Source organism: Mycobacterium sp. 852002-51057_SCH5723018 (assembly GCF_001667035.1).
Taxonomy (GTDB): Bacteria; Actinomycetota; Actinomycetes; order Mycobacteriales; family Mycobacteriaceae; genus Mycobacterium.
The window spans coordinates 21,280-42,755 of record NZ_LZIR01000111.1; the positions used below are offsets into that span (position 1 = coordinate 21,280).

The window sequence follows — 21,476 nt, forward strand, 5'->3', positions numbered from 1 at the left end:
ACCCGGATGTCCGGGCGCGCGAGGTCGAGTCGCAGATGACCGACGACGAGCGGTTCTCGCTGCTGGTCGGGGTGATGGGGGCCAGCGAACTCTTTCCGGCGCGCGACGAGCGCATCCCGCCCGGCGTCCCGATGAGCGCCGCGTATGTGCCGGGGGTGCCCCGGCTCGGCGTCCCGGCGCTGCTGATGAGCGACGCGGGCCTGGGCGTCACCAACCCCGGCTACCGACCGGGCGACACGGCCACCGCGCTGCCGGCCGGGCTGGCGCTGGCGGCCAGTTTCAACCCGGCGCTGGCCCGCGCCGCCGGCGAGGTGATCGGTCGCGAGGCGCGCAGCCGCGGGTTCAACGTGCAGCTCGCCGGCGCGATGAACCTCGCCCGCGACCCGCGCAACGGCCGCAATTTCGAATACCTTTCCGAGGACCCGCTTTTGACCGCGACGATGGCCGCGGAATCGGTGAACGGCATCCAGCGCCAAGGCGTCGTTTCGACCGTCAAGCACTACTCGCTGAATTGTAACGAGACCAACCGGCACTGGCTGGATGCAGTGATCGACCCGGACGCGCATCGCGAATCCGACCTGCTGGCCTTCGAGATCGCCATCGAGCGGTCCCAGCCCGGAGCGGTGATGACGGCCTACAACAAGGTCAACGGCGACTACGCCGCGGCGAACGACGTCTTGATCAACGAGGTGCTCAAGGGCGACTGGGGATACCGGGGCTGGGTGATGTCCGACTGGGGCGGCACGCCGACCTGGGAATGCGCGCTCAAGGGCCTCGACCAAGAGTGTGGCCCGCAGATCGACGCGCTGCTGTGGCAGTCGGAGGCGTTCGGTGAGCCCCTGCGGGCCGCCTACGCGGGCGGCGGGCTGCCCGCCGAGCGCCTGTCGGACATGGTCCGGCGGATCCTGCGGTCGATGTTCGCGGTCGGCGTCGACCGGCACCAAGCCACGCTCGCACCGGACTTGGCCGCGCACAACGAGATTGCGTTGCAGGTCGCCCGGCAGGGAATCGTGCTGCTGACCAACCGCGGGGTGCTGCCGCTGGCGCCCGAGTCGACCGCCCGCATCGCTGTCATCGGCGGTTACGCCCACCTCGGTGTTCCGGCCGGCTACGGGTCGAGCGCCGTCGTGCCTCCGGGCGGCTATGCCGGCGTCATCCCGATCGGGGGCGCCGGCCTGGAGGCCGGGATGCGCAATCTTTACCTGATGCCGTCGAGCCCGCTCGCCGAGCTGCGCAAGCAGTTTCCGCACGCGCACATCGAGTTTGATCCCGGCCTCAGTCCGGCGGAGGCGGTGCTGGCGGCGCGGCCGGCCGACATCGCGATCGTGTTCGCGGTGCGCGCCGAAGGGGAGGGCTTCGACGGCGCCGACCTGTCGCTGCCGTGGGGGCAGGACGCTCTGATCGCCGCCGTAGCCGCGGCCAATCCGAACACGGTCGCGGTGCTGGAAACCGGCAACCCGGTGGCCATGCCCTGGCAAGACTCGGTGAACGCCATCGTCCAGGCCTGGTATCCGGGCCAGGCGGGTGGCCGGGCCGTCGCCGAAATCCTTGCGGGCCGGGTCAATCCGTCGGGCCGGCTGCCCATCACCTTCCCGGTCGACCTCGATCAGACGCCGCGCCCGGAACTGTCCGGCGCCGGCGCGCCGTGGGGGGAGCCGACCACCATCGAGTATCTCGAAGGGGCCGATGTCGGGTACCGGTGGTTCGCCAAAGCCGGCCACACCCCGCTGTTCGCGTTCGGACATGGCTTGTCCTACACCAAGTTCGGCTACCGCGACCTGGTGGTCACCGGCGGTGACAGCGTCACCGCCAGCTTCAGCGTCGTCAACCTCGGCGACCGCGGCGGAGCAGACGTGCCGCAGGTGTATCTGACCGCGGCCCCCGGGGAGCAACGCCTGCGGCTGCTCGGCTTCGAGCGGGTCGAACTCGAGCCCGGTGCGACGCGCCGGGTGACCATCGAGGCCGATCCGCGCCTGCTCGCCCGCTACGACGGCGGCGCGAAAGCCTGGCGCATCACGCCAGGCGGTTACACGGTGGCGGTGGGTGCGTCGGCGCTCGCCCTGCGGCTGGCGGCCGAGGTTGACCTGGCCGGCCGTGCGTTCGCGCGCTGATTGGCAACAAAGAGGTGAGGCTCGAACGCACGACCGGCCGGAGTGCTACTAGACCGGGGTCAGTTCGTCGCCGCAGGTGCAGCGGTACGGTTCGCCCCCGCCGGAGCAGTGGCAAGGGGTCTCGATGCGAACGCGACACCCGCAGCCCTCGTGGCCACACGTCAGCAAGGTTCCCGCCTCGTAGTTTGCCATTCGAATCACCCTTCTCTGTCGTTGATTCGTGGTGTGGGAACAACCACCGCCCTCACCATATACCCCCTACCGGTATGCCGTAAAGGGCGGGCCGCATTAGCGTGGACGGTATGACCGAGAACCCCACCCCACAAGACGTCGATGCATTCTTGGACAGCACGGTGGTTGGCGACGATCCGGCGCTGACGGCGGCGCTGGAAGCCAGCAACGCGGCCGGGCTGCCGCAGATCGCCGTATCGGCACAGCAGGGCAAATTCCTGTGTCTGCTGGCCGCAGCGACGCAGGCGCGGCGCATCCTCGAGATCGGCACGCTGGGTGGCTTCAGCACCATCTGGCTGGCCCGCGGCGCCGGCCCGCAGGGACGGGTGGTCACGCTGGAATACGAGCCCAAGCACGCCGAGGTTGCGCGGTCCAACCTGCAGCGGGCCGGCGTCGCCGACCGTGTCGAGGTGATCGTGGGCGCCGCGCTGGATACGTTGCCGACGCTGGCCGGGGGCCCGTTCGACCTGGTGTTCATCGACGCCGACAAGGAAAACTATGCCGCCTACCTCGAGTGGGCGGCCCGGCTGGCGCGTCCGGGCTCAGTCATCGTGGTGGACAACGTCATTCGCGAAGGCAGGATACTGGAACCGGAGTCCGACGATCCCAGGATCTCCGCGACGCGCCAAACGCTGCAGGCTATGGGCGAACACCCTCGGCTGGACACCGCGGTGATCCAGACGGTCGGGGCCAAGCACTGGGACGGGTTCGCGTTCGCGTTGGTGCGTTAGTGGGTGCGGCAGCGGCGGGGCCGTCAGCGCGGGCCGAGCTCCTTGACCGCCTGCTCGGCCGACGTGAGTTCACCGATGCGCAAAGCGGTTTCGCCGGCATACAGGGCGGCGCGATCCACCCAGGAGTCCGGCACGCCGGCGACCGGCGCCAGCGGCGTGAAGAACGGACGGCTCGTCGACTGCAGACGCATCAACGCGCCCGCGTCGAAGTAGCCCAGCACGGACAGCGGGCGGCTGGCCGCGTTGAGGGCGGCAGGCAGCGCCTTGGCCTTCCCGTTGTCGCCGCACCACCGCCGGGTGGCGGCGTTGGGCACGACGCGGTGGCGCAGCGGCCAGCTGAGGCCGAACAAGTTCGTCTCGATGGTGTTGTCGGCGTGCAGGATTCGCCGCTGATATTCCCGGCTCGCGTTGGCCTCGTGCGTCAACAGGAACCGCGTACCGGCGATCACGCCGGTGGCTCCCGCGGTCAGTGCTGCGCCGGTGTCGGCCCCCGTGGCGATTCCTCCGGCCACAAACACCGGACGGTTCCCGGCAGCCGCGAGCGCATGCGGTAGGAACTCCAGGGCCGGCATGGTTCCCACCAGGTGGCCGCCGGCTTCGCGTCCCTGAGCGATCAAACCGTCTGCGCCCCAGGCGACCGCGGCGCGCGCCTGGGTTTCGGTGCCGACCATCACAAAGACGAAGATCCCGGCCCCGCGCAGGTGCTCCACCAGCCGGCGCTTCTCGCCGAACGCCAGCACGACCGCGTCCACCCGGGACTGTACGCACACCGCGACGTGGTGGCGATTGACGAAGTGCATCAACAGGTTTACCGCGACGGCGCGGCCTGGTGCCCGTTCGCGCATTTCCTCGATCGCCGCCCGAAGTTGGCGCGGCGTGACCAGGCCCAGGGTTCCAAGGCCCCCAGCGTTGGCGACCGCGGCCGCCAATGCCGCGCCTGCCAGGCCGCCCCCCATTCCGGCCTGGCCGATCGGAAGGTCGAGCCGCAGCCGGTCGGCAATGTCCATGTCCTGTCACGCTACGCGGCCGGTGAGTACGCGAGCGTGGGGCCTAGGGACGAATTCAAGGCGGCAGATGCCGTACCTAGGGCCCGCACTCGGCGCCCTGGGGTAGCTGCGCATCCAGGTCGAGTCGGGCCGTCGAGGGCCCGGTTCTTCGTTGCTGGCGCGCGGCGATCGAGCGTAATGTCGGGATAGATGGGTGGGTTAACCAATGAGCCCAATTAGCCTGCTGTGTAACGGAAAGGTTGCAAAATGAGTACAGTCCATTCATCAATCGATCACCACCCCGATTTATTAGCTCTGCGTGCCCGCTACGAGCGCGTCGCCGAGTCGATGAGCGCGCACGTCACTTTCGGCCTGGCCTTGCTGACGGCTCTGTATGTGGCTGCGTCACCGTGGATCGTGGGATTCAGCGCGGCGGCGTCGCTTGCGACGAATGACCTTATCGCCGGGATCGCGATGGCGTTCTTGGCATATGGGTTCGCGACGACACTGGACCGGGCGCACGGCATGACCTGGACGCTGCCGGTGCTCGGCGTGTGGGTCGTCGTCTCGTTGTGGATTCTGCCGGGCTTCACACCGACCGCCGGCATGATCTGGTCGAACGTGGTCGCGGGCGTGTTGCTGACCTTCCTGGGCCTGAACGCCACCTACTTCGGCATGCGCACGCGCGAGGCAAGCGCCCACGCATAATTCCGAAGCCCGTTCGGCCACAACTTAATACGCGCCGCCGAGCCGTGCGGACCACGACCGACAGGCCTAGCCGCAGACTGCGCCTATCGCGGCCGAGCTGACCAGCTTGACGTACTTGGCCAGCACACCGGTCTTGTAGCGCGGCGGCGGCGGAGTGAAATTGGCGCGCCGAGAATCGAATTCGGCCGGATCGGTCAGTACGTCCAGGACCTGGGCGGCGACATCGAGCCGGATCCGGTCGCCGTCGCGCAGGAACGCGATCGGGCCGCCGTCGACCGCCTCCGGCGCGATATGCCCCACGCACAAGCCCGTCGTTCCGCCGGAGAAGCGGCCGTCCGTTAGCAGCAGCACGTCCTTGCCGAGGCCGGCGCCCTTGATCGCGCCGGTGATGGCGAGCATTTCGCGCATCCCCGGGCCGCCCTTGGGGCCTTCGTAGCGGATCACCACGGCGTCGCCCTCGGTGATGGTCCCGTCCTCGAGGGCGTCCAGCGCGGCGCGCTCGCCGTCGAAAACCCTTGCCGTGCCTTCGAACACGTCGGAGTCGAAGCCGGCCGTCTTGACCACCGCCCCATCGGGGGCCAGCGATCCGCGCAGGATGGTGATCCCGCCCGTCGGATGGATCGGGTCGCCCAGCGCCCTCAGCACCTTGCCGTCCGGGTCCGGCGGGGCGATGGCGGCGAGATTCTCGGCCATGGTCCGGCCGGTGACCGTCAGGCACTCACCGTGCAGCAGGCCCGCGTCCAGCAGGGCCTTCATCACCACCGGCACGCCGCCGATGCGGTCGACGTCGAACATCACGTGGCGGCCGAACGGCTTGACGTCGGCCAGGTGCGGCACCTTCGACCCGATCCGGCTGAAGTCCTCCAGCGACAGCGTGACGTCGGCCTCGTGGGCGATGGCCAGCAGGTGCAGCACCGCGTTGGTCGAGCCGCCGAACGCCATCACCACCGCGATCGCGTTTTCGAAGGCCTCCTTGGTCAGGATGTCGCGGGCGGTGATGCCGCGGCGCAGCAGTTCGACGACGGCCTGGCCGCTGCGCCGCGCGAACCCGTCGCGCCGGCGGTCGGTGGCCGGGGGCGCCGCGCTGCCCGGCAACGACATGCCCATCGCCTCCGCCGCGCTGGCCATGGTGTTGGCGGTGTACATGCCGCCACACGCGCCCTCGCCGGGGCAGATCGCGCGCTCGATGGCGTCGACGTCCTCGCGGGGCATCAACCCGCGGGCGCACGCGCCGACCGCCTCGAACGCGTCGATGATCGTGACGTCGCGTTCGCTGCCGTCGGACAGCTTGGCGCGCCCGGGCAGGATGGAGCCCGCGTAGAGGAACACCGCCGCCAGGTCCAGGCGCGCGGCGGCCATCAGCATCCCGGGCAGCGACTTGTCGCACCCGGCCAGCAGCACCGAGCCGTCCAGCCGCTCGGCCTGCATCACGGTCTCGACGCTGTCGGCGATCACCTCGCGCGACACCAGCGAGAAATGCATCCCCTCGTGGCCCATCGAGATGCCGTCAGACACCGAAATCGTGCCGAACTCCAGCGGATAGCCGCCGGCCGAGAACACGCCTTCCTTGACCGCCTTGGCGAGCCGGTCCAGCGACAGGTTGCACGGCGTGATTTCGTTCCAGGACGACGCGACGCCGATCTGGGGCTTGGCGAAGTCCTCGTCTTCCATGCCTACCGCGCGCAGCATGCCGCGGGCGGCGGCCTTCTCCAGGCCGTCGGTGACGTCACGACTACGCGGTTTGATGTCGGCATCCCTTTTGGCGGGCGCCGAATCGGTGGTGGGGACCTGGCCAAACTCCATCGTCCAAGTATGCGCGGGCCGGTCCGGCCGCAACTTCGCGGGTCATACCCCGTCGGGGTATGCGGTAGACTCGCTTAACCAGGGCGTAGGGAGGGTTGGACACCGGACATGACGACCGCACACGGATATTCGCAACAGAAGGACAATTACGCCAAGCGGCTGCGGCGCATCGAGGGCCAGGTGCGTGGCATCGCGCGGATGATCGAGGAGGACAAGTACTGCATCGACGTGCTCACCCAGATCAGCGCGGTCAACAGCGCCATGCGTTCGGTGGCGCTGAATCTGCTCGACGAGCACCTGAACCACTGCGTCACGCGGGCGGTCGCCGAGACGGGGCCAGAGGCCCCGGAATTGGCTCAAGCTAAGCTGGCCGAAGCCTCGGCCGCCATCGCGCGCCTGGTACGTTCCTGATCGCGGGCGTGTTGAAACGCTTACTTTGGTGAACCCGTTCCCGCAGTGCGTACCGTAGGGGCAGCGTGATCTAGCAACAGCCTCGCCTCGCCGATCGCCACACCTTGAGCGACCACTGCCATGACAGCCGAAACCGCCACCATCGCCGCGCGAACGTGGACGCCACGGGTCGCGGCGCAGCTGGCTGTGTTGGCGGCGGCCGCCTTCACCTACGTCACCGCGGAGATCCTGCCGGTCGGCGCGCTCTCAGCGATCGCGCGCAACCTGCAGGTCAGCGTGGTCCTGGTGGGGACCCTGCTGTCCTGGTACGCCCTAGTGGCGGCCATCTCGACGTTCCCGCTGGTGCGCTGGACAGCGCACTGGCCGCGGCGGCGCGCGCTGGTGTTCAGCCTGGTCTGCCTGACCGCCTCCCAGGTCATCTCGGCGCTGGCGCCCAACTTCGCCGTGTTGGCGGGCGGGCGGGTGCTGTGCGCGGTCACCCACGGGCTGCTGTGGTCGGTCATCGCCCCGATCGCCACCCGGCTGGTGCCGCCCAGCCACGCCGGCCGCGCCACGATGTCGATCTACATCGGGACCAGCCTGGCGCTGGTCGTCGGCAGCCCCCTGACGGCCGCGATGAGCCTGATGTGGGGCTGGCGGCTGGCCGTGGTCTGCGTCACCGTCGCCGCGGCCGCCGTCACCGTCGCGGCCCGGCTCTTGCTCCCCGAGATGGTGCTGTCCGCCGACCAGCTCAAGTGCGTGGGGCCGCGGGCTCGTCACCACCGCAACCGCCGGCTGATCGTCGTCAGCCTGATCACCATGGTCGGCGTCACCGGCCACTTCGTCTCGTACACCTACATCGTGGAGGTCATCCGCGAGGTCGTCGGCGTGCGCGGACCCAACCTGGCGTGGCTGCTGGCAGCCTACGGGGCCGCCGGGGTGCTCGCCGTCGGTATGGTGGCGCGGCCGCGGGGCCGGCGGCCGCGCGGCGCCGTCATCCTGTGCTTGGCCGGTTTGACGGCCGCGTTCGTCGTGTTGACCGCCCTGGCGTTCGGCCAGGCCACCCCGGCCGCCGCCCTGATCGGGACCGGCGCGATCGTGCTGTGGGGAGCGATGGCCACCGCCGTGTCGCCGATGATGCAATCCGCCGCGATGCGCAACGGGGTCGACGATCCCGACGGGGCGTCGGGGCTATACGTGACGGCGTTCCAGGTGGGCATCATGGCCGGCTCGTTGGCTGGTGGGCTGTTGTACGAGCGCAACATCGCGCTGATGTTGACCGCCTCGGCGGGCCTGATGGGGGTGGCCCTGGCCGCCATGGCGGCCAACCGCCACATGCTCGACGTTGCGCCGCCAAGTTCACGGGATTCATAGCTCGGCAGCTCAGCGACGCCATCGTGGCGCTAATACGGCCGTTGTCAGTAGCCGAAACGGGTAGCTGGCTTTGCGGCTATGCCACACTGTGTTCGAAAGAACGTGACTGGAGGGATGCATATGTTGGGCCGCAGAAGGGGACGCCTTTTCGCCGCTCTGAACGCCGCCGGATTGGCTTCAGCCTTGGGCTTTGCGCTGGTGCTGGGCGCCGGTCCCGCGCTGGCCGACCCCGATCCGGCTCCGGGCGATCCGGGGGCGGTCGCCGCCCCGGGTGGCCCGCCGGTGCCGGCGCCTGCCGCTGACCCGCTGGCGCCCCCACAGCCGCCGTTGTTGCCCTTCCCGGGTGCGCAACCCGTGGCGGCCGGCCCCGCCACCGGGCAGAACCCGGCGCCGTTCACCGGCACCCCGCCATTCGGGCCCCCGGCGTTCGTCCCGAAGAACGGCGCGACGGTGGGCGTCGGCCAGCCGATCATCATCAACTTCCCCGCGCGCGTCGACGACGCGGGCGCCGCCATAGACGCCGTGCACGTGTCGTCGGTCCCGCCGGTGCCCGGCAAGTTCTACTGGATGACCCCGACGCAGCTGCGCTGGCGCCCGTTGAGCTTCTGGCCCGCGCACACCGCGGTGACGGTTGACGCCGGCGGCACGGTGTCCAGCTTCCAGACCGGGGACACGCTGATCGCCACGGCGGACGACGCCACCCATCAGCTGACCGTCACCCGCAACGGCACCGTGGACAAGACCATCCCGATGTCGATGGGCATGTCGGCCGGTAATCACCAAACGCCTAACGGCACCTACTACGTGCAGGAGAAGATGCCCTCGGTGGTGATGGATTCCTCGACCTACGGGGTTCCGGTCAACTCGACGTACGGCTACAAGGTGACCGTCGATCTGGCCGTCCGGTTCGACAACGTCGGCGACTTCGTGCACAGCGCCCCGTGGTCGGTGGATGACCAGGGCAAGCGCGACGTCAGCCACGGCTGCATCAACATCAGCCCCAGCAACGCGAGGTGGTTCTTCGACAACTTCGGCCCGGGCGACCCCATCGTGGTGAAGAACTCGTCCGGCGGCGACTACAAGAAGAACGACGGATCCAGCGACTGGATGACGTAGCCCCCAGCAGACGCAAAGCCCCCATTTCGGTACGAAATTGGGGGCTTTTGCGTCTTCTCGTCCAGGCGGCTCCCGGGGGTTTCGCGGACCGGCCGATTATGTATAGCATCATACATATGCGTAGCCCGCGCGAGCGGATGGTGGTATCGGCCGCCCTGCTGATCAGGGAGCGCGGCGCGCACGCCACGGCGATCTCCGACGTCCTCGAGCACAGCGGCGCGCCCCGCGGGTCGGCCTATCACTACTTTCCCGGCGGGCGGACCCAATTGCTTTGCGAGGCGGTCGATTACGCCGGCGAGCACGTCGCCGGCATCATCACCGAGGCCGAAGGCGGCCTGGAACTGCTGGACACGCTGATCGACAAGTACCGCCGGCAGCTGCTCGACACCGATTTCCGCGCCGGCTGCCCGGTGGTGGCGGTCTCGGTGGAAGCCGGGGAGCAATCAGACCGCGAGCGCATGGCGCCGGTGATCGAGCGCGCCGAGGCGGCCTTCGACCGCTGGAACGACCTGATCGCCCAGCGGTTCGTCAGCGACGGCATGGCGCCGGAGCGGGCCCGCGAGCTGGCGATGCTGGCCACCACCGCGCTCGAGGGCGCGATCCTGCTGGCCCGGGTGCGCCGTGACCTGACGCCCCTTGATCTCATTCACCGCCAACTGCGCGACCTCTTCGTGGCGCAGGCCCCGGAAAGGAACCCCCGCAATGACCGGTGATTGGCAGCCCACGGCCTGCATCCTCTGCGAATGCAACTGCGGCATCGTCGTGCAAGTCGAAGACCGCCGGCTGGCTCGCATCCGCGGCGACAAGGCACACCCGGCGTCGCAGGGCTACACCTGCAACAAGGCGCTGCGGCTGGACCACTACCAGAACAGCGGTGCCCGGCTGACCTCTCCGCTGCGCCGCCGGCCCGACGGCAGCTACGAGGAGATCGACTGGGACACCGCGATCGTCGAGATCGCCGAGGGCTTCAAGCGCATCCGCGACGCCTACGGCGGCGACAAGATCTTCTACTACGGCGGCGGCGGGCAGGGCAATCACCTCGGCGGAGCCTACAGTGGCGCGTTCCTGAAAGCCCTCGGGGCGCGGTATCGGTCAAATGCCTTGGCGCAGGAGAAGACCGGCGAGGCGTGGATCGACGCGCGGCTGTACGGCGGGCACACGCGCGGCGAGTTCGAGCACGCCGAGGTGTCCGTGTTCGTCGGCAAGAATCCGTGGATGTCGCAGAGCTTCCCGCGAGCCCGGGTGGTGCTCAACGAGATCGCCAAAGACCCGGCCCGGTCGATGATCGTGATCGATCCGGTTCTCACCGACACCGCCAAGATGTCCGACTTCCACCTGCGGGTGCGGCCCGGCACCGACGCCTGGTGCCTGGCGGCCCTGGCCGCCGTCCTGGTCCAGGAAAACCTTTGCAACCAGGCGTTTCTCGCCGAACACGTGCACGGTGCCGACGGCATCCGCGCCGCGCTGCGCGAGGTCCCGGTCGCCGACTACGCGCAGCGCTGCGGGGTCGACGAGGAGCTGTTGCGGGCGGCGGCGCGGCGGGTCGGCACCGCCGCCAGCGTCGCGGTGTTCGAGGACCTCGGCATCCAGCAGGCGCCCAACAGCACCCTGTGCTCGTACCTGAACAAGCTGCTGTGGATCCTGACCGGCAACTTCGCGAAAAAGGGCGGCCAGCACCTGCATTCGTCATTGGCCTCGCTGTTCAGCACGGTCTCGGGCCGCACCCCGGTCACCGGCGCCCCGATCATCGCCGGGCTGGTGCCCAGCAACGTCGTCCCCGAGGAAATCCTGACCGACCACCCGGACCGCTTCCGGGCCATGATCGTCGAGAGCGCGAATCCCGCTCACTCGCTGGCTAATTCGGCCGCATGCCGGGAGGCGTTCCAAGCGCTCGAGCTGATGGTGGTCGTCGACGTCGCGATGACCGAGACCGCCAGGCTCGCCCACTACGTGCTGCCCGCGGCCTCCCAGTTCGAGAAGCCGGAGGCCACCTTCTTCAATTTCGAGTTCCCGGCCAACGCATTTCAATTGCGCCGGCCGCTGTTGCAGCCGCTCCCGGGCACCCTGCCCGAACCCGAGATCTGGGCGCGGTTGGTGCGCGCGCTCGGCGTGATCGACGACGCGGACCTGCGCCCGCTGCGCGAGGCGGCGCAGCGCGGCAGGCAGGCCTACGCCGAGGCGTTCCTGGGTGCCATGGCCGCCAATCCGACTATGGCCAAGCTTGTTCCGTACGTCCTGTATGAAACGCTGGGGCCGACGCTGCCAGACGGGCTGGCCGGCGCGGCCGCCGTGTGGGGACTGGCCCAGAAGACCGCGATGACCTACCCCGAGGCCGTCCGGCGCGCCGGCCACGCCGACGGCAACGCGCTGTTCGACGCCATCCTGGACAGCCCGTCCGGGGTCACCTTCACCCGGCACACCTACGAGGACGACTTCGCGCTGATCAGCCACGCCGACCACAAGATCGCCCTGGAAATCCCCGAAATGCTGGACGAGCTAAGCGCATTGGCGGGGGCACCCGCGGAGCTGACCACGCCGGACTTCCCGATCGTGCTGTCGGTGGGGGAGCGGCGCGCCTACACCGCCAACGACATCTTCCGCGACCCGTCCTGGCGCAAACGCGACGCCGACGGGGCGCTGCGCGTCAGCGTCGAGGACGCGCAGGCCCTCGACCTCGTCGACGGGGGCCGGGTGCGCATCAGCACCGCGGCCGGCAGCGCCGAGGCGACCGTCGAGATCACCGAGACCATGCTGGCCGGACACGCGGCGCTGCCCAACGGTTTTGGGCTCGACTACCGCGACGAGGACGGCCACACCGTCGTCCCGGGCGTCGCCCCGAACGCGCTCACCTCAACCGAATGGCGCGACCCCTACGCCGGCACGCCCTGGCACAAGCACGTGCCCGCCAGGATCGAGCCGGTCCTCGCGGGGGTCAGTTCCAGATCCTGACCCTGCGCTGCGGCGTCAGGTACAACGCGTCGCCCTCGGCGACACCGAAGGCGTCGTAGAAGGCGTCCATGTTGCGGACGACGCCGTTGCACCGGAACTCCGGCGGCGAGTGCGGGTCCACCGCCAGCCGCCGGATCGTTTCCGCCTCACGCGATTTCGTGCGCCACACCTGGGCCCAGCCGTAGAACACGCGCTGCACGCCGGTCAGACCGTCGATGACGGGTGCGGCGGTGCCGTTCAGCGACAGCTGGTAGGCCAGCAGCGCGATCGACAGCCCGCCCAGGTCGCCGATGTTCTCGCCGACCGTGAAGGCTCCGTTGACGTGGCGGTCGCCGTCGAGCTCCCTGGGCGTGTACGTGTCGTACTGTTCGATCAGCGCCTTGGTGCGGACGCCGAACTCGGTGCGGTCGTCGTCGGTCCACCAGTCCACCAGGTTGCCGTCGCCGTCGTACTTGGCGCCCTGGTCGTCGAAGCCGTGCCCGATCTCGTGCCCGATCACCGCCCCGATACCGCCGTAGTTGGCGGCGTCGTCGGCCTCGGCATCGAAGAACGGCGGCTGCAAAATGGCTGCGGGGAAGACGATCTCGTTCATTCCCGGGTTGTAGTAGGCGTTGACGGTCTGTGGCGTCATGAACCATTCGTCGCGGTCCACCGGCCCGCCGAGCTTGGCCAGCTCGCGGTCGTGGATGACAGCGTGTCCGCGTTGGTAGTTGCCGTACAGGTCGTCGCGGTCGATCACCAGCGTGGAGTAGTCGCGCCACTTCGCCGGGTAGCCCACCTTGGCGGTGAACTTCTCCAGCTTGATCAGCGCGCGCTCGCGGGTCCGCGGCGTCATCCAGTCCAGCTCGCTGATGGACTGACGGTACGCCGCTTTCAGATTGTCGACCAGAGTGTCGATCCGGGCCTTGGCGTCGGGCGGGAAATGTCGCTGCACATACAGTTTCCCGACGGCGTCGCCCATCACGCCCTCCACCAGCGACACCGCCCGCTTCCAGCGTTCCCGGATCTGCTCGGCGCCGGTCAGCAGGCGGCCGTAGAAGTCGAAGTCGGCGGCGACGATCTCGTCCGTCAGCCAAGCTGTACGGGCGCGAATCAAACGCCAACGTGCCCAACGCTTCCAGTCTTCGAAGTCCTCACTGCCCCAGAGCGACGCGAACGCGGTGAGGTAATCGGGTTGGCGCACAACCACTTCCGCGAGGACTTCCGGACCGCTGCCCAGCGCGGCCGCCCAGCGACTCCAGTCGAAGCCTTCGGCGTCGGTCTGCAGGTCGGCGAAGGTGCGCAGGTTGTAGGTGAGTTCGGCGTCGCGGCGCTTGACCACGTCCCAGTGCGCGGCCGCCAGTTTGGTCTCCAGCGCCACGATCCGGGCCGCGGTCTCGGCGTGGTCACCCGCGTCGCCGCGATAGACCAGGCTGAACATCCGCGCGATGTGTCCCGGGTAGGCCGCCAGCACCTCGGCGTGCCGCTCGTCGCGGAAATACGATTCGTCGGGCAACCCGATGCCTGACTGGCCGAAGTGCACCAGGTAGCGGGCCGAGTTCTTGGCGTCGGTGTCGACGTACATCGCCACGCCGCCGCCCACCCCGGTGCGCTGCAGGCTGCCCATCGCGGCGGCCAGCGCCGACCGGTCCGTGCAGTCCTCCACGAGGGCCAGCTCGTCGAGCAGGGGCTGCACCCCCCGGCGTTCGACGGTGCCCTCGTCGAGGAAACTGGCGTAGAGGTCCCCGATGCGCTGCTGATCGGTCCCATGCGGGGAGCCCGACTCGCTGGCCTCGACGATCAGGTCGCGCACCTGCTCTTCGGCCCGATCGAACAGCTGGCGGAACGCGCCGTCGGTGGCCCGGTCCGGGGGAATCTCGTACTCGGCCAGCCAGCGGCCATTGACATGGCCGAACAGGTCGTCTTGAGGGCGGGCACCGGGATCGACATAGCTCAGGTCGACCCCTGAGCGAATGGCCGCATACGTCACCCCGCCATCCTTCCACCTTCTTTTGGATGCAACGATCGGCCCATGTCCGACGCCGAACCCGAAGACGACGCCGGTCCCGACCCCGCGACGCCCGAAGACGCAGGTGGCCCGCTCTTTTCGGGCTTCGGCATCGCGTCGACCGTGCTGGGCGTGTTGTCGGTCGCCGCGGTGGTGCTCGGCGCGCTCATCTGGTCGGCTCACCGCGACGAGGTGGGCGAGCGCATCTACCTGAGCCGCGTCATGCAGTCCGCCGCCGACTGGACGGGCCTGTTGATCAACATGAACAGCGGCAACATCGACGGCAGCCTGCAGCGGCTGCACGACGGGACGGTCGGAGACCTCAACACCGACTTCGACGCGGCCATGCAGCCATACCGCCAGGTGGTGCAGAAGCTGCAGTCCCAGAGCGCCGGCCGGATCGATTCGGTGGCGATCGAGACGGTCCACCACGACCTGGACAGCCAGCCCGGCGTGGCCCGGCCCGTGGTGACCACCAAGTTGCCGCCGTTCGCCAGCCGGACCGACTCGGTGATGCTGGTCGCGACGTCGGTCAGCGAGAACGTCGGCGCCAAGCCGCAGACGGTGCACTGGAACTTGCGGCTGGCCGTGTCCGACGTGGACGGCAAGCTGATGATCTCCGGGCTGGAATCCATCCGATGAGAAACATCTGGCGGTTGCTCGCCTTCGACATCGTGGCCCCGCTGGCCGCGATCGGCGCGCTGCTGATGATCGGGCTGATCCTCGGCTGGCCGCTGTGGTGGGTGTCGGCGTGCTCGGTGCTGGTGCTGCTGATCGTCGAGGGGGTGGGCGTCAATTTCTGGCTGCTGCGCCGCGACTCGGTCAGCGTCGGCACCGACGACGACGCGCCGGGGCTGAGACTGGCGGTCGTCTTCCTGTGCACGGCCGCCCTGGCGGCGGCCGTGGCGACCGGCTACACGCATTGGACGAAGTCGGACCGCGACTTCGACAACGATGCCCGCGAGGTGGTGCACGTCGCCACCGGGATGGCCGAGGCCATGGCGTCGTTCACGCCCAGCGCCCCGATGAGCTCGATCGATCGGGCGACGGCCATGATGGTGCCGGAGCAGGCGGGCGCGTTCAAGGACCAATACAAGAAGTCCAGCGCCGATCTTGCGCAGCGCAACGTCACCGCACAGGCCGCCACGGCGGCGGCCGGGGTGGAGGCCCTCGGGCCGGCGGCGGCCAGTGTCGCCGTGATCCTGCGCGTGACCCAGGACGTGCCGGGCCAGCCGCCCAGCCAGGCGGCGCCCGCGCTGCGGGTGACGCTGGCCAAGCGCGGCGGCAACTGGCTGGTGTCCGATGTGGTGCCGGTCAATTCCCGGTGACGGGGATCAGTTGGATTCGGCCGAGCGCGCGGACTTCACCTTGACGAATCGATCCGAGAGCCGGCGCATCCGGATCATCAACGCGGCCGACGGGCTGGTGCTGCCGTCGAGGTAGGCGGCCAGCTCCTCGGGCATCGCCCCGATGCGGGACGCGAATTCGTGCTGGGCCAGGCCGGACCGGTCGATCAGCAGCGCCACGTGGCGCGCCACCTCGGCGCGTTCGTTGGCTTCCAGGTGGGTGCGGGCGCGCTCCAGCACCTCCCACAGGGCCTTGGAGATCCCATAGGGTCGCGTGCCCTGCAGCACCTCTTCGACCTGCCGGGCGGTCCGCCCGTACGGGTCGCGCTTGAGCGCGGCGGCGATGCGCTTCCAGGTGGCGATGTCGCCGCCCTGCAGCGCCGAACGGATCGCGGAGGTCGGCCAGAACTCCACCGGCTGGTCCGGGTCTGGCAAGGACCCGCCGCCGGGCGTGCGCTGTTCGCCGGCGGGCCGCTGGGGTGGCGGCGCCGGACGTCGGTCAGATGCCAACGTCACCTCGCCTCCTCCAGCATTGCGACAGCCACCGACAGGCAGCGTTGCCTGACCTCGTCCCAGTCCGCCCTGGCGTCGGGTTCCGACCAGTGATCGTCCCCGAAATCGGAGGGGTGTGGATCCGCGAGCCGACGGACCAACTGCGTGGCGATCCAGTGCGGCCTGGGTGTTTGACAACAGTAATACCTGTCTATCCCGGCCAGCACCACCGCAGCGGTCTCGGGCTCAACCGTTTCGACCATGTCTGCAAAGTCGGCATAATCGCGGCTGCTGTTACGGCACATGATCAGGTAGCCCTTGAGGCGCAGCGCTTCGGCCCCGGTCGGGACGAGCAGCCGGTCACCGGTGGGCAACTGCACGTGCGTGGTTTCTACCGGGCTGCGGCGTTCGAACTGCGGAAGGTCCGCGCCGTGGGCGCCGGTCTCCAGCGCGTCGATGGCGACCGACAGGCGGCCCCGCCACAGCGTGACCGGATGGACGGGGCGGTCGCCGCCGGAGATGGCGCGGGCGATGCCGTTGCGCGACGTCAGGCCGCCGACCAGCTTCTTGGCGCCCGAGTGGGCCTTGGCGTGGCCGTTGGTGGGCGCCGCGGCGCTCTCATCGCCGATGTCGACCTGGTGGGGGATCTGCCCGGGGCCGAGGCCCCGCGCGCCCGTGGCCTCGCCGCTGCGGCCGCAGCCGGTGAACGCCAGCGGGTCGGCCACGCAGATGGCGTCGGGTGCCAGGTGCTTGAGCTTGGCGGCCGACTTGAGCACCATCCGCAGGTCGGCGCTGGGCGGCGTCAGCGCCGAGATGTCATCCGGAATGACCACGACGTCGCCGAGGTCTACCTCGGGCAGCGGCCTGTCGAAGTCGACAGACGGCAACATGCGCGCCAGCCACCGCGGCAGCCACCAGTTCCACTGGGCGAACATCGCCATCAGCGCCGGGACCAGGACGAGCCGCACCACCGTGGCGTCCACCGCGATCGCGACGGCGCACGCCACGCCGATCTCGGCGACCAGCGGCATGCCGGCGAACGCGAAGCCGATGAACACCGCGATCATGATCAGGGCGGCGCTGGTGATCGTCCGGGCGCTGGTGCTCACGCCGTACGCGACCGCGTCGCGGGTGTTCCCGGAGTGCAGGAAGCGTTCCCGGATGCGGGTGAGCAGGAAGATCTCGTAATCCATCGACAACCCGAAGGTCATCGCCAGCACCAGCGGAGGAACGGTGCTGTCGATCGAGCTGGTCCGGGTGAAACCGAGGTCTTGCAACCAGCCCCACTGGAAGACCATCACCAGGCTGCCGTAGGCGGCGGCGACCGACAGCAAGGTCATCAGCACGCCCTTCAACGCCAAGAACACCGAGTGGATCGAGATCAGCAGCATCACGAACGCGATGAGTGCCACGAAGAGCAGCACCACCGGCTCGGTCTGGGCCACCCGGTCGTCGAAGTCCTTGATCAGCGCGGTCGGGCCGCCGACGTCGACCCGAGCGGTCCCAGCGTCGGGAATCTTGGGCAGCTGCGTGCGCATCCACGTGACGGTCTCCCGCGCGCCCATGTCCTCGGGATCCACCGATAGCACCGCCGACAGCAGGGCGCTGCCGTTGTCCTCGGCGAATTGGGGCGGGGACACCGAGACGATGTGCGGAGCGTGAGTCATTCGCTGCCGGATCGCGGCGATGGTCTGGCTGTGCTCGGGCGAGGCCGCGCCGCCGTCGGGAAAGCTGATCAGCACCCGGACCGGGCCCAGCGCGCCGGGTCCGAGCGCTTGGGCCGCCGCGCCCACCCCGGCGCGGATCTCGTGCGAGGAGTCGAACTGCCGCAGCAGGCTGTTGCCCAGCACCATCGAGGCCGCCGGCGCGGCCATCACGAGCAGCACCGCCGACGCGGCCACCGCCGACATCCACGGTCGGCGCATCACCCATCCGATCCAGCGGTTCCAGAACCGGGACTGTGTGCCCTCCGGCTGCCGCGACCAGTGCAGCAGGGCCGACCGCTTGGCCGCCGCCCGGCCGAACGTCGCCAGCACCGCCGGGGTCAGGGTGGCCGCGGTCAGCATTGCCACCGCCACGGCCAGGATGGCCCCGGTGGCCATCGACTTCAGCGCCGGGGTATTGATGACATAGATCCCGGTCAGGGAGGCGACGACGGTCGCGCCGGAGAGCACCACCGCGAGCCCGGAAGTGGCCATCGCGGCGTCCACGGCTTCGGTCGGCTGGCGGCCCGAACGCAGTTCCTCGCGGAAGCGCATCAGAATGAACAGCGAATAGTCGACGGCCAGGGCGATCCCGAACATCGAGACCGTCGAGGTCACGAACACCGACATGGTGGTATAGGCCGACAGCAAGTAGACCAGGCCCATGGTCACCACGACCGTGCAGACGCCCAGGGCGAGCGGGATCGCCGCGGCGGCCAGCGAACCGAACACCGCCAGCAGCACGACCAGGATGATCGGCAGGTTCCAGCGTTCGGCGGCGGCGATGTCGTGCTTGGTGTTGGCCGCGGCGGCGGCGCTGAGCGCGCCCTGGCCGATGACGTAAAGCCGCACGCGGCCGTTCGCGGTCTGGCCGGACTGATCGCCCTTGATGCCGACCCTCTGGCGCAGCTGCTTGGCGATGTCGCTGGTGCCGGAGTTGCGGGCGTCCAGCCGCAGCGACACCACATATGGCCGGTCGGGCTGCGGCGGCCGCTGGGTGGGGTTGGGCACCTCCGTCACGCCGGGAAACTCGCCGGCGATCTGTCGCAGCTGCCCGACCGCGTCGTTGATGTCCTGATAGCTGGCGTCCGGACGGGGGGCCGCGACCAGCGCCAACGAGGACGCCCCCTGGTCGTGGAAGAGCTCCTCGAGCTGGTCGTGCACGGCCAGCGACTGGGAGCCGGCCACTTCGAAGCCACCGCCGGTGAGGTTGCCGGATTGCGTCATCGCCAGATAGATGGCCGGCACCAATGCCAGCAACCAGCCTGTGAAGACCAACCAACGGTATCTACGCAGGCTGCGACTGAGGCGCATCATGAACTGCTGGATCTCTGCACTCCCCGGTGTCTCGCGCGGCGCGTGCAGGCGAGAATACCGCAGCAGCCTGTGGATTATGTCGGGTTATCTGCATCCTGAGCTGCAACGACGCCGATGTTGCCAAGACGCAGCAAACTCGTTGTGAACCGGTGACTAAAAGGAACTGGTCACACGAGTGGCAGCGCCCGGTCGGGGGATGGCAGGATGTCGGATGGCCGCGCGGGGCACGGGGATCTCCGCCACCAAGAGCCTTCTATCGCAGCCGTTTACGAGATGTCGAGCACTCGGCACGTCTTTCGGCGAACTCCTAAGGGGTGATCCATGACGACAGGCACCGCGACCCGGCGCCGCCGGCTCCTCGCCGGGCTGATCGCCACCGCAGCGCCCGCCGCCGCCCTCGCGGTGCTGGCCGGGCCGCCGGCGACCGGAGCCAACGACCCGTGCGCGGCCAGCGAGGTCGCCCGCACGATCGGTTCGGTCTCCAAGTCCATGGGTGACTACCTGGACTCGCACCCGGAGACCAACCAGGCGATGACGACGATGCTGCAGCAGCAGGCGGGGCCGCAATCCGTCACGGGGTTGAAGTCCTACTTCGAGGCCAACCCGAAGGTCGCCGGCGACATGACGTCGATGGCGCAGCCGCTGACCAACCTGTCGATGCAGTGCAAGCTGCCGATCACGATCCCGCAGGCGATGGGCCTGATGCAGCAGGCGCAGGGCGCCGCAGGTGGGCTGCCGGGCGGCCAGGCATCCCTGCCCGGCAACGCCGCCGGCACCCCGCCGGTGGCGACCGCGCCGGCGCCAGGCGCTGCGGGCGGCACGCTGCCCGGCGTCACGATTGGCGGCGCGCCGCGCCCCAGCAACGTCGGCTGAGAGTCGGTTACGCGCCTGCCGACCGGTCGCCGTCCGGGTGGGCCTCCGGCGGCGGGACCGGGCCTTGCAGGGCGCCGTCGCTCTGGTCGGCGGAGGGGTCGCTGAGGTAGCGCACCACGGGCAGCGGCCCGGTGATCGGGTCGTCGGAGTCGGAGTCCGAGACGTTCTCGGTGCGGAACACGAAGAAGAACACCACCCAGCCGACGGCGGAGATGAGCAGCCAGCTGATCAGCCGGTAGAGCAGCATCGCGGAAATGGCGTTCGGCAGGGACATCCCGCTGGACACCAGGCCGGGCACCAGAACCGCCTCGACGACCAGCAGCCCGCCCGGCATCAGCGGAATCGTGCCGACCGCGCGAGCGGCGGCGTAGGCCACCGTCAGCCCGGCGACCGAGGCGTGGTCGCCGGCGGCGTAGGCGGCGAAGCCGAGGCAGGCCACGTCCGCGATCCAGTTGAACATCGACCAGCTGAACGCCACACCCAGGTCGCGGCGGCCCAGGCTGACCGATTCGAGCTGGCTGAGCGTCTCGCGCCACTTGTCCAAACCGGTCTCCGCGGGCTTGCCGCGCACCGAGTTGATCCAGGCCAGAACCCGGCCGCCGATGCCCTCGATCAGCTCCGGGCGCGACGCCACCGCTTGGGCCAGCAGCAACAACGCGACGAAGCCGCCGAGCGTGAACAGCAATGAGAACGGGTTGTTCTTGGCGCCCAGGAAGAACGCCCCGCCCAGGCCGAGCAGTGCCAGCCCCACGGCCTGCAGCACGCCCGACATCACCAACTGCCACGACGCCACCACCGCCGAGGCGCCCCAGATCCGCTGCTGACGGAACAGAAACGTGGCCGACAGCACCGGCCCGCCCGGCAGCGTGGTGCTCAGCGAGTTGGCGGCATAGAACGCGGCCTCCGACCGCAGTTGCTTGACGTGCACGCCGGCCGATCTCAGCAGGGTGCGCTGAATTTGGGCGAAGCTGTGCATCGACGCCGCCGCCGCCAGCACGGACGCGAGCAGCCACCACCAGTTCGCCTCATACAGGCTCGTCCAGGCCTTGGCCAGCTGGTCCCAGCCGAGCGAGACCTCGACAGCAAGCACGATCGCGACGACCCCGAGGATCACCCACCGCACCCACCAGTACTTGCCGCGCGGGGTCGATTCGCGCGCCAAGTCGAGCTTGCGTGGGGGTGCGTCGTGCGGCACGGGGTTTAGGGTAACCGCGCAGGTGGCGCGGCCATCCGGACGAAGCACCGACTGTGTCAGGGTCGTTCTGGGGTCGTAACCGGATCGTGGCGGCCACGGGAACGGCCCAGGGGCCTCCGAGGGGTCTCCGAGGGGTATCCGAGGGGGCCGAGGCGGCTTCCGAG

The 21,476-nt window shown here is 69.3% G+C and carries 18 protein-coding genes; 11 read left to right on the forward strand and 7 right to left on the reverse strand.

Annotation, left to right across the window (positions count from 1 at the left end; translation table 11 throughout):
- Window positions 1-35: 35 nt before the first annotated feature.
- The gene (locus A5764_RS22410) at window positions 36-2,111 is read left to right on the forward strand and encodes a beta-glucosidase (RefSeq protein ID WP_067117712.1); all 2,076 of its coding nucleotides are present in this window, start codon (window positions 36-38) and stop codon (window positions 2,109-2,111) included.
- A 48-nt stretch (window positions 2,112-2,159) separates the two neighbouring features.
- On the opposite strand, the gene A5764_RS27780 is transcribed toward A5764_RS22410, so the two are convergent.
- Entirely contained in the window at window positions 2,160-2,303 is a 144-nt protein-coding gene (locus tag A5764_RS27780; RefSeq protein WP_082951845.1) for a metallothionein, read from the reverse strand.
- A gap of 110 nt (window positions 2,304-2,413) precedes the next feature.
- Between A5764_RS27780 and A5764_RS22415 the strand changes: the two genes are divergently transcribed.
- Window positions 2,414-3,073 carry an O-methyltransferase gene (locus tag A5764_RS22415; RefSeq protein WP_067117381.1) on the forward strand — a complete coding sequence of 220 codons (660 nt, stop codon included), beginning with the start codon at window positions 2,414-2,416 and terminating at the stop codon, window positions 3,071-3,073.
- A 23-nt stretch (window positions 3,074-3,096) separates the two neighbouring features.
- On the opposite strand, the gene A5764_RS22420 is transcribed toward A5764_RS22415, so the two are convergent.
- Window positions 3,097-4,080 (reverse strand): nitronate monooxygenase, encoded by a 984-nt coding sequence (locus A5764_RS22420; RefSeq protein WP_067117384.1) that lies wholly within the window; start codon window positions 4,078-4,080, stop codon window positions 3,097-3,099.
- Window positions 4,081-4,326: 246 nt separating this feature from the next.
- On the opposite strand from A5764_RS22420, the gene A5764_RS22425 reads away from it, so the two are divergent.
- On the forward strand, window positions 4,327-4,767 hold the full coding sequence (locus A5764_RS22425; RefSeq protein ID WP_067117387.1) for an SPW repeat protein: 441 nt from the start codon (window positions 4,327-4,329) through the stop codon (window positions 4,765-4,767).
- 66 nt (window positions 4,768-4,833) lie between these two features.
- Here the strand turns inward: A5764_RS22425 and ilvD are convergent, their stop codons facing one another.
- Window positions 4,834-6,570, reverse strand: coding sequence for a dihydroxy-acid dehydratase (gene ilvD / locus A5764_RS22430; RefSeq protein WP_067117391.1), 1,737 nt, complete (start codon window positions 6,568-6,570; stop codon window positions 4,834-4,836).
- 108 nt (window positions 6,571-6,678) lie between these two features.
- On the opposite strand from ilvD, the gene A5764_RS22435 reads away from it, so the two are divergent.
- The 5 genes from A5764_RS22435 to A5764_RS22455 all read left to right on the forward strand — a co-directional run bounded on the left by A5764_RS22435 (window position 6,679) and on the right by A5764_RS22455 (window position 12,399).
- Window positions 6,679-6,981, forward strand: a complete 303-nt coding sequence (locus A5764_RS22435) for a metal-sensitive transcriptional regulator (protein WP_067117394.1) — start codon at window positions 6,679-6,681, stop codon at window positions 6,979-6,981.
- Between the two features lie 120 nt (window positions 6,982-7,101).
- Window positions 7,102-8,334 (forward strand): MFS transporter, encoded by a 1,233-nt coding sequence (locus A5764_RS22440; protein ID WP_067117397.1) that lies wholly within the window; start codon window positions 7,102-7,104, stop codon window positions 8,332-8,334.
- A 120-nt stretch (window positions 8,335-8,454) separates the two neighbouring features.
- Complete coding sequence (locus A5764_RS22445; RefSeq protein WP_067117400.1) at window positions 8,455-9,450, forward strand: Ig-like domain-containing protein; 996 nt, start codon at window positions 8,455-8,457, stop codon at window positions 9,448-9,450.
- Window positions 9,451-9,566: 116 nt separating this feature from the next.
- Complete coding sequence (locus A5764_RS22450) at window positions 9,567-10,163, forward strand: TetR/AcrR family transcriptional regulator (RefSeq protein WP_067117403.1); 597 nt, start codon at window positions 9,567-9,569, stop codon at window positions 10,161-10,163.
- Window positions 10,153-12,399, forward strand: coding sequence for a molybdopterin-dependent oxidoreductase (locus tag A5764_RS22455; RefSeq protein ID WP_067117406.1), 2,247 nt, complete (start codon window positions 10,153-10,155; stop codon window positions 12,397-12,399). Before A5764_RS22450 ends, A5764_RS22455 begins: the two co-directional genes overlap by 11 nt.
- Here the strand turns inward: A5764_RS22455 and A5764_RS22460 are convergent.
- Window positions 12,383-14,368, reverse strand: coding sequence for a M13 family metallopeptidase (locus tag A5764_RS22460; protein ID WP_067117409.1), 1,986 nt, complete (start codon window positions 14,366-14,368; stop codon window positions 12,383-12,385). The two genes, A5764_RS22455 and A5764_RS22460, sit on opposite strands and share 17 nt — an antisense overlap.
- 42 nt (window positions 14,369-14,410) lie before the next feature.
- Here A5764_RS22460 and A5764_RS22465 point away from each other — a divergent pair, with 42 nt between their 5' ends.
- A complete protein-coding gene (locus A5764_RS22465; RefSeq protein WP_067117412.1) occupies window positions 14,411-15,028 on the forward strand; it encodes a hypothetical protein in 618 nt (205 codons plus the stop codon).
- Complete coding sequence (locus A5764_RS22470; RefSeq protein WP_067117415.1) at window positions 15,025-15,714, forward strand: hypothetical protein; 690 nt, start codon at window positions 15,025-15,027, stop codon at window positions 15,712-15,714. Before A5764_RS22465 ends, A5764_RS22470 begins: the two co-directional genes overlap by 4 nt.
- A 6-nt stretch (window positions 15,715-15,720) precedes the next feature.
- Here the strand turns inward: A5764_RS22470 and A5764_RS22475 are convergent, their stop codons facing one another.
- The gene (locus A5764_RS22475; protein WP_067117418.1) at window positions 15,721-16,248 is read right to left on the reverse strand and encodes a hypothetical protein; all 528 of its coding nucleotides are present in this window, start codon (window positions 16,246-16,248) and stop codon (window positions 15,721-15,723) included.
- Window positions 16,245-19,244 carry an MMPL family transporter gene (locus A5764_RS22480; protein ID WP_067117422.1) on the reverse strand — a complete coding sequence of 1,000 codons (3,000 nt, stop codon included), beginning with the start codon at window positions 19,242-19,244 and terminating at the stop codon, window positions 16,245-16,247. The genes A5764_RS22475 and A5764_RS22480 overlap by 4 nt, the downstream gene beginning before the upstream one ends.
- Window positions 19,245-19,565: 321 nt before the next feature.
- Here A5764_RS22480 and A5764_RS22485 point away from each other — a divergent pair, with 321 nt between their 5' ends.
- A complete protein-coding gene (locus A5764_RS22485; RefSeq protein ID WP_067117425.1) occupies window positions 19,566-20,117 on the forward strand; it encodes a hemophore in 552 nt (183 codons plus the stop codon).
- Between the two features lie 7 nt (window positions 20,118-20,124).
- Here A5764_RS22485 and A5764_RS22490 read toward each other — a convergent pair whose 3' ends face one another.
- Complete coding sequence (locus A5764_RS22490) at window positions 20,125-21,312, reverse strand: TIGR00374 family protein (RefSeq protein ID WP_067117429.1); 1,188 nt, start codon at window positions 21,310-21,312, stop codon at window positions 20,125-20,127.
- Window positions 21,313-21,476 lie beyond the last annotated feature (164 nt).

Excerpts from the sequence above, each read along its gene's own strand:
- A5764_RS22410 (WP_067117712.1), top strand. The coding sequence starts at position 36 with ATGACCGACGACGAGCGGTTCTCGCTGCTGGTCGGGGTGATGGGGGCC.
- A5764_RS27780 (WP_082951845.1), bottom strand. The coding sequence starts at position 2,303 with ATGGCAAACTACGAGGCGGGAACCTTGCTGACGTGTGGCCACGAGGGC.
- A5764_RS22415 (WP_067117381.1), top strand. The coding sequence starts at position 2,414 with ATGACCGAGAACCCCACCCCACAAGACGTCGATGCATTCTTGGACAGC.
- A5764_RS22420 (WP_067117384.1), bottom strand. The coding sequence starts at position 4,080 with ATGGACATTGCCGACCGGCTGCGGCTCGACCTTCCGATCGGCCAGGCC.
- A5764_RS22425 (WP_067117387.1), top strand. The coding sequence starts at position 4,327 with ATGAGTACAGTCCATTCATCAATCGATCACCACCCCGATTTATTAGCT.
- ilvD (WP_067117391.1), bottom strand. The coding sequence starts at position 6,570 with ATGGAGTTTGGCCAGGTCCCCACCACCGATTCGGCGCCCGCCAAAAGG.
- A5764_RS22435 (WP_067117394.1), top strand. The coding sequence starts at position 6,679 with ATGACGACCGCACACGGATATTCGCAACAGAAGGACAATTACGCCAAG.
- A5764_RS22440 (WP_067117397.1), top strand. The coding sequence starts at position 7,102 with ATGACAGCCGAAACCGCCACCATCGCCGCGCGAACGTGGACGCCACGG.
- A5764_RS22445 (WP_067117400.1), top strand. The coding sequence starts at position 8,455 with ATGTTGGGCCGCAGAAGGGGACGCCTTTTCGCCGCTCTGAACGCCGCC.
- A5764_RS22450 (WP_067117403.1), top strand. The coding sequence starts at position 9,567 with ATGCGTAGCCCGCGCGAGCGGATGGTGGTATCGGCCGCCCTGCTGATC.
- A5764_RS22455 (WP_067117406.1), top strand. The coding sequence starts at position 10,153 with ATGACCGGTGATTGGCAGCCCACGGCCTGCATCCTCTGCGAATGCAAC.
- A5764_RS22465 (WP_067117412.1), top strand. The coding sequence starts at position 14,411 with ATGTCCGACGCCGAACCCGAAGACGACGCCGGTCCCGACCCCGCGACG.
- A5764_RS22470 (WP_067117415.1), top strand. The coding sequence starts at position 15,025 with ATGAGAAACATCTGGCGGTTGCTCGCCTTCGACATCGTGGCCCCGCTG.
- A5764_RS22480 (WP_067117422.1), bottom strand. The coding sequence starts at position 19,244 with ATGATGCGCCTCAGTCGCAGCCTGCGTAGATACCGTTGGTTGGTCTTC.
- A5764_RS22485 (WP_067117425.1), top strand. The coding sequence starts at position 19,566 with ATGACGACAGGCACCGCGACCCGGCGCCGCCGGCTCCTCGCCGGGCTG.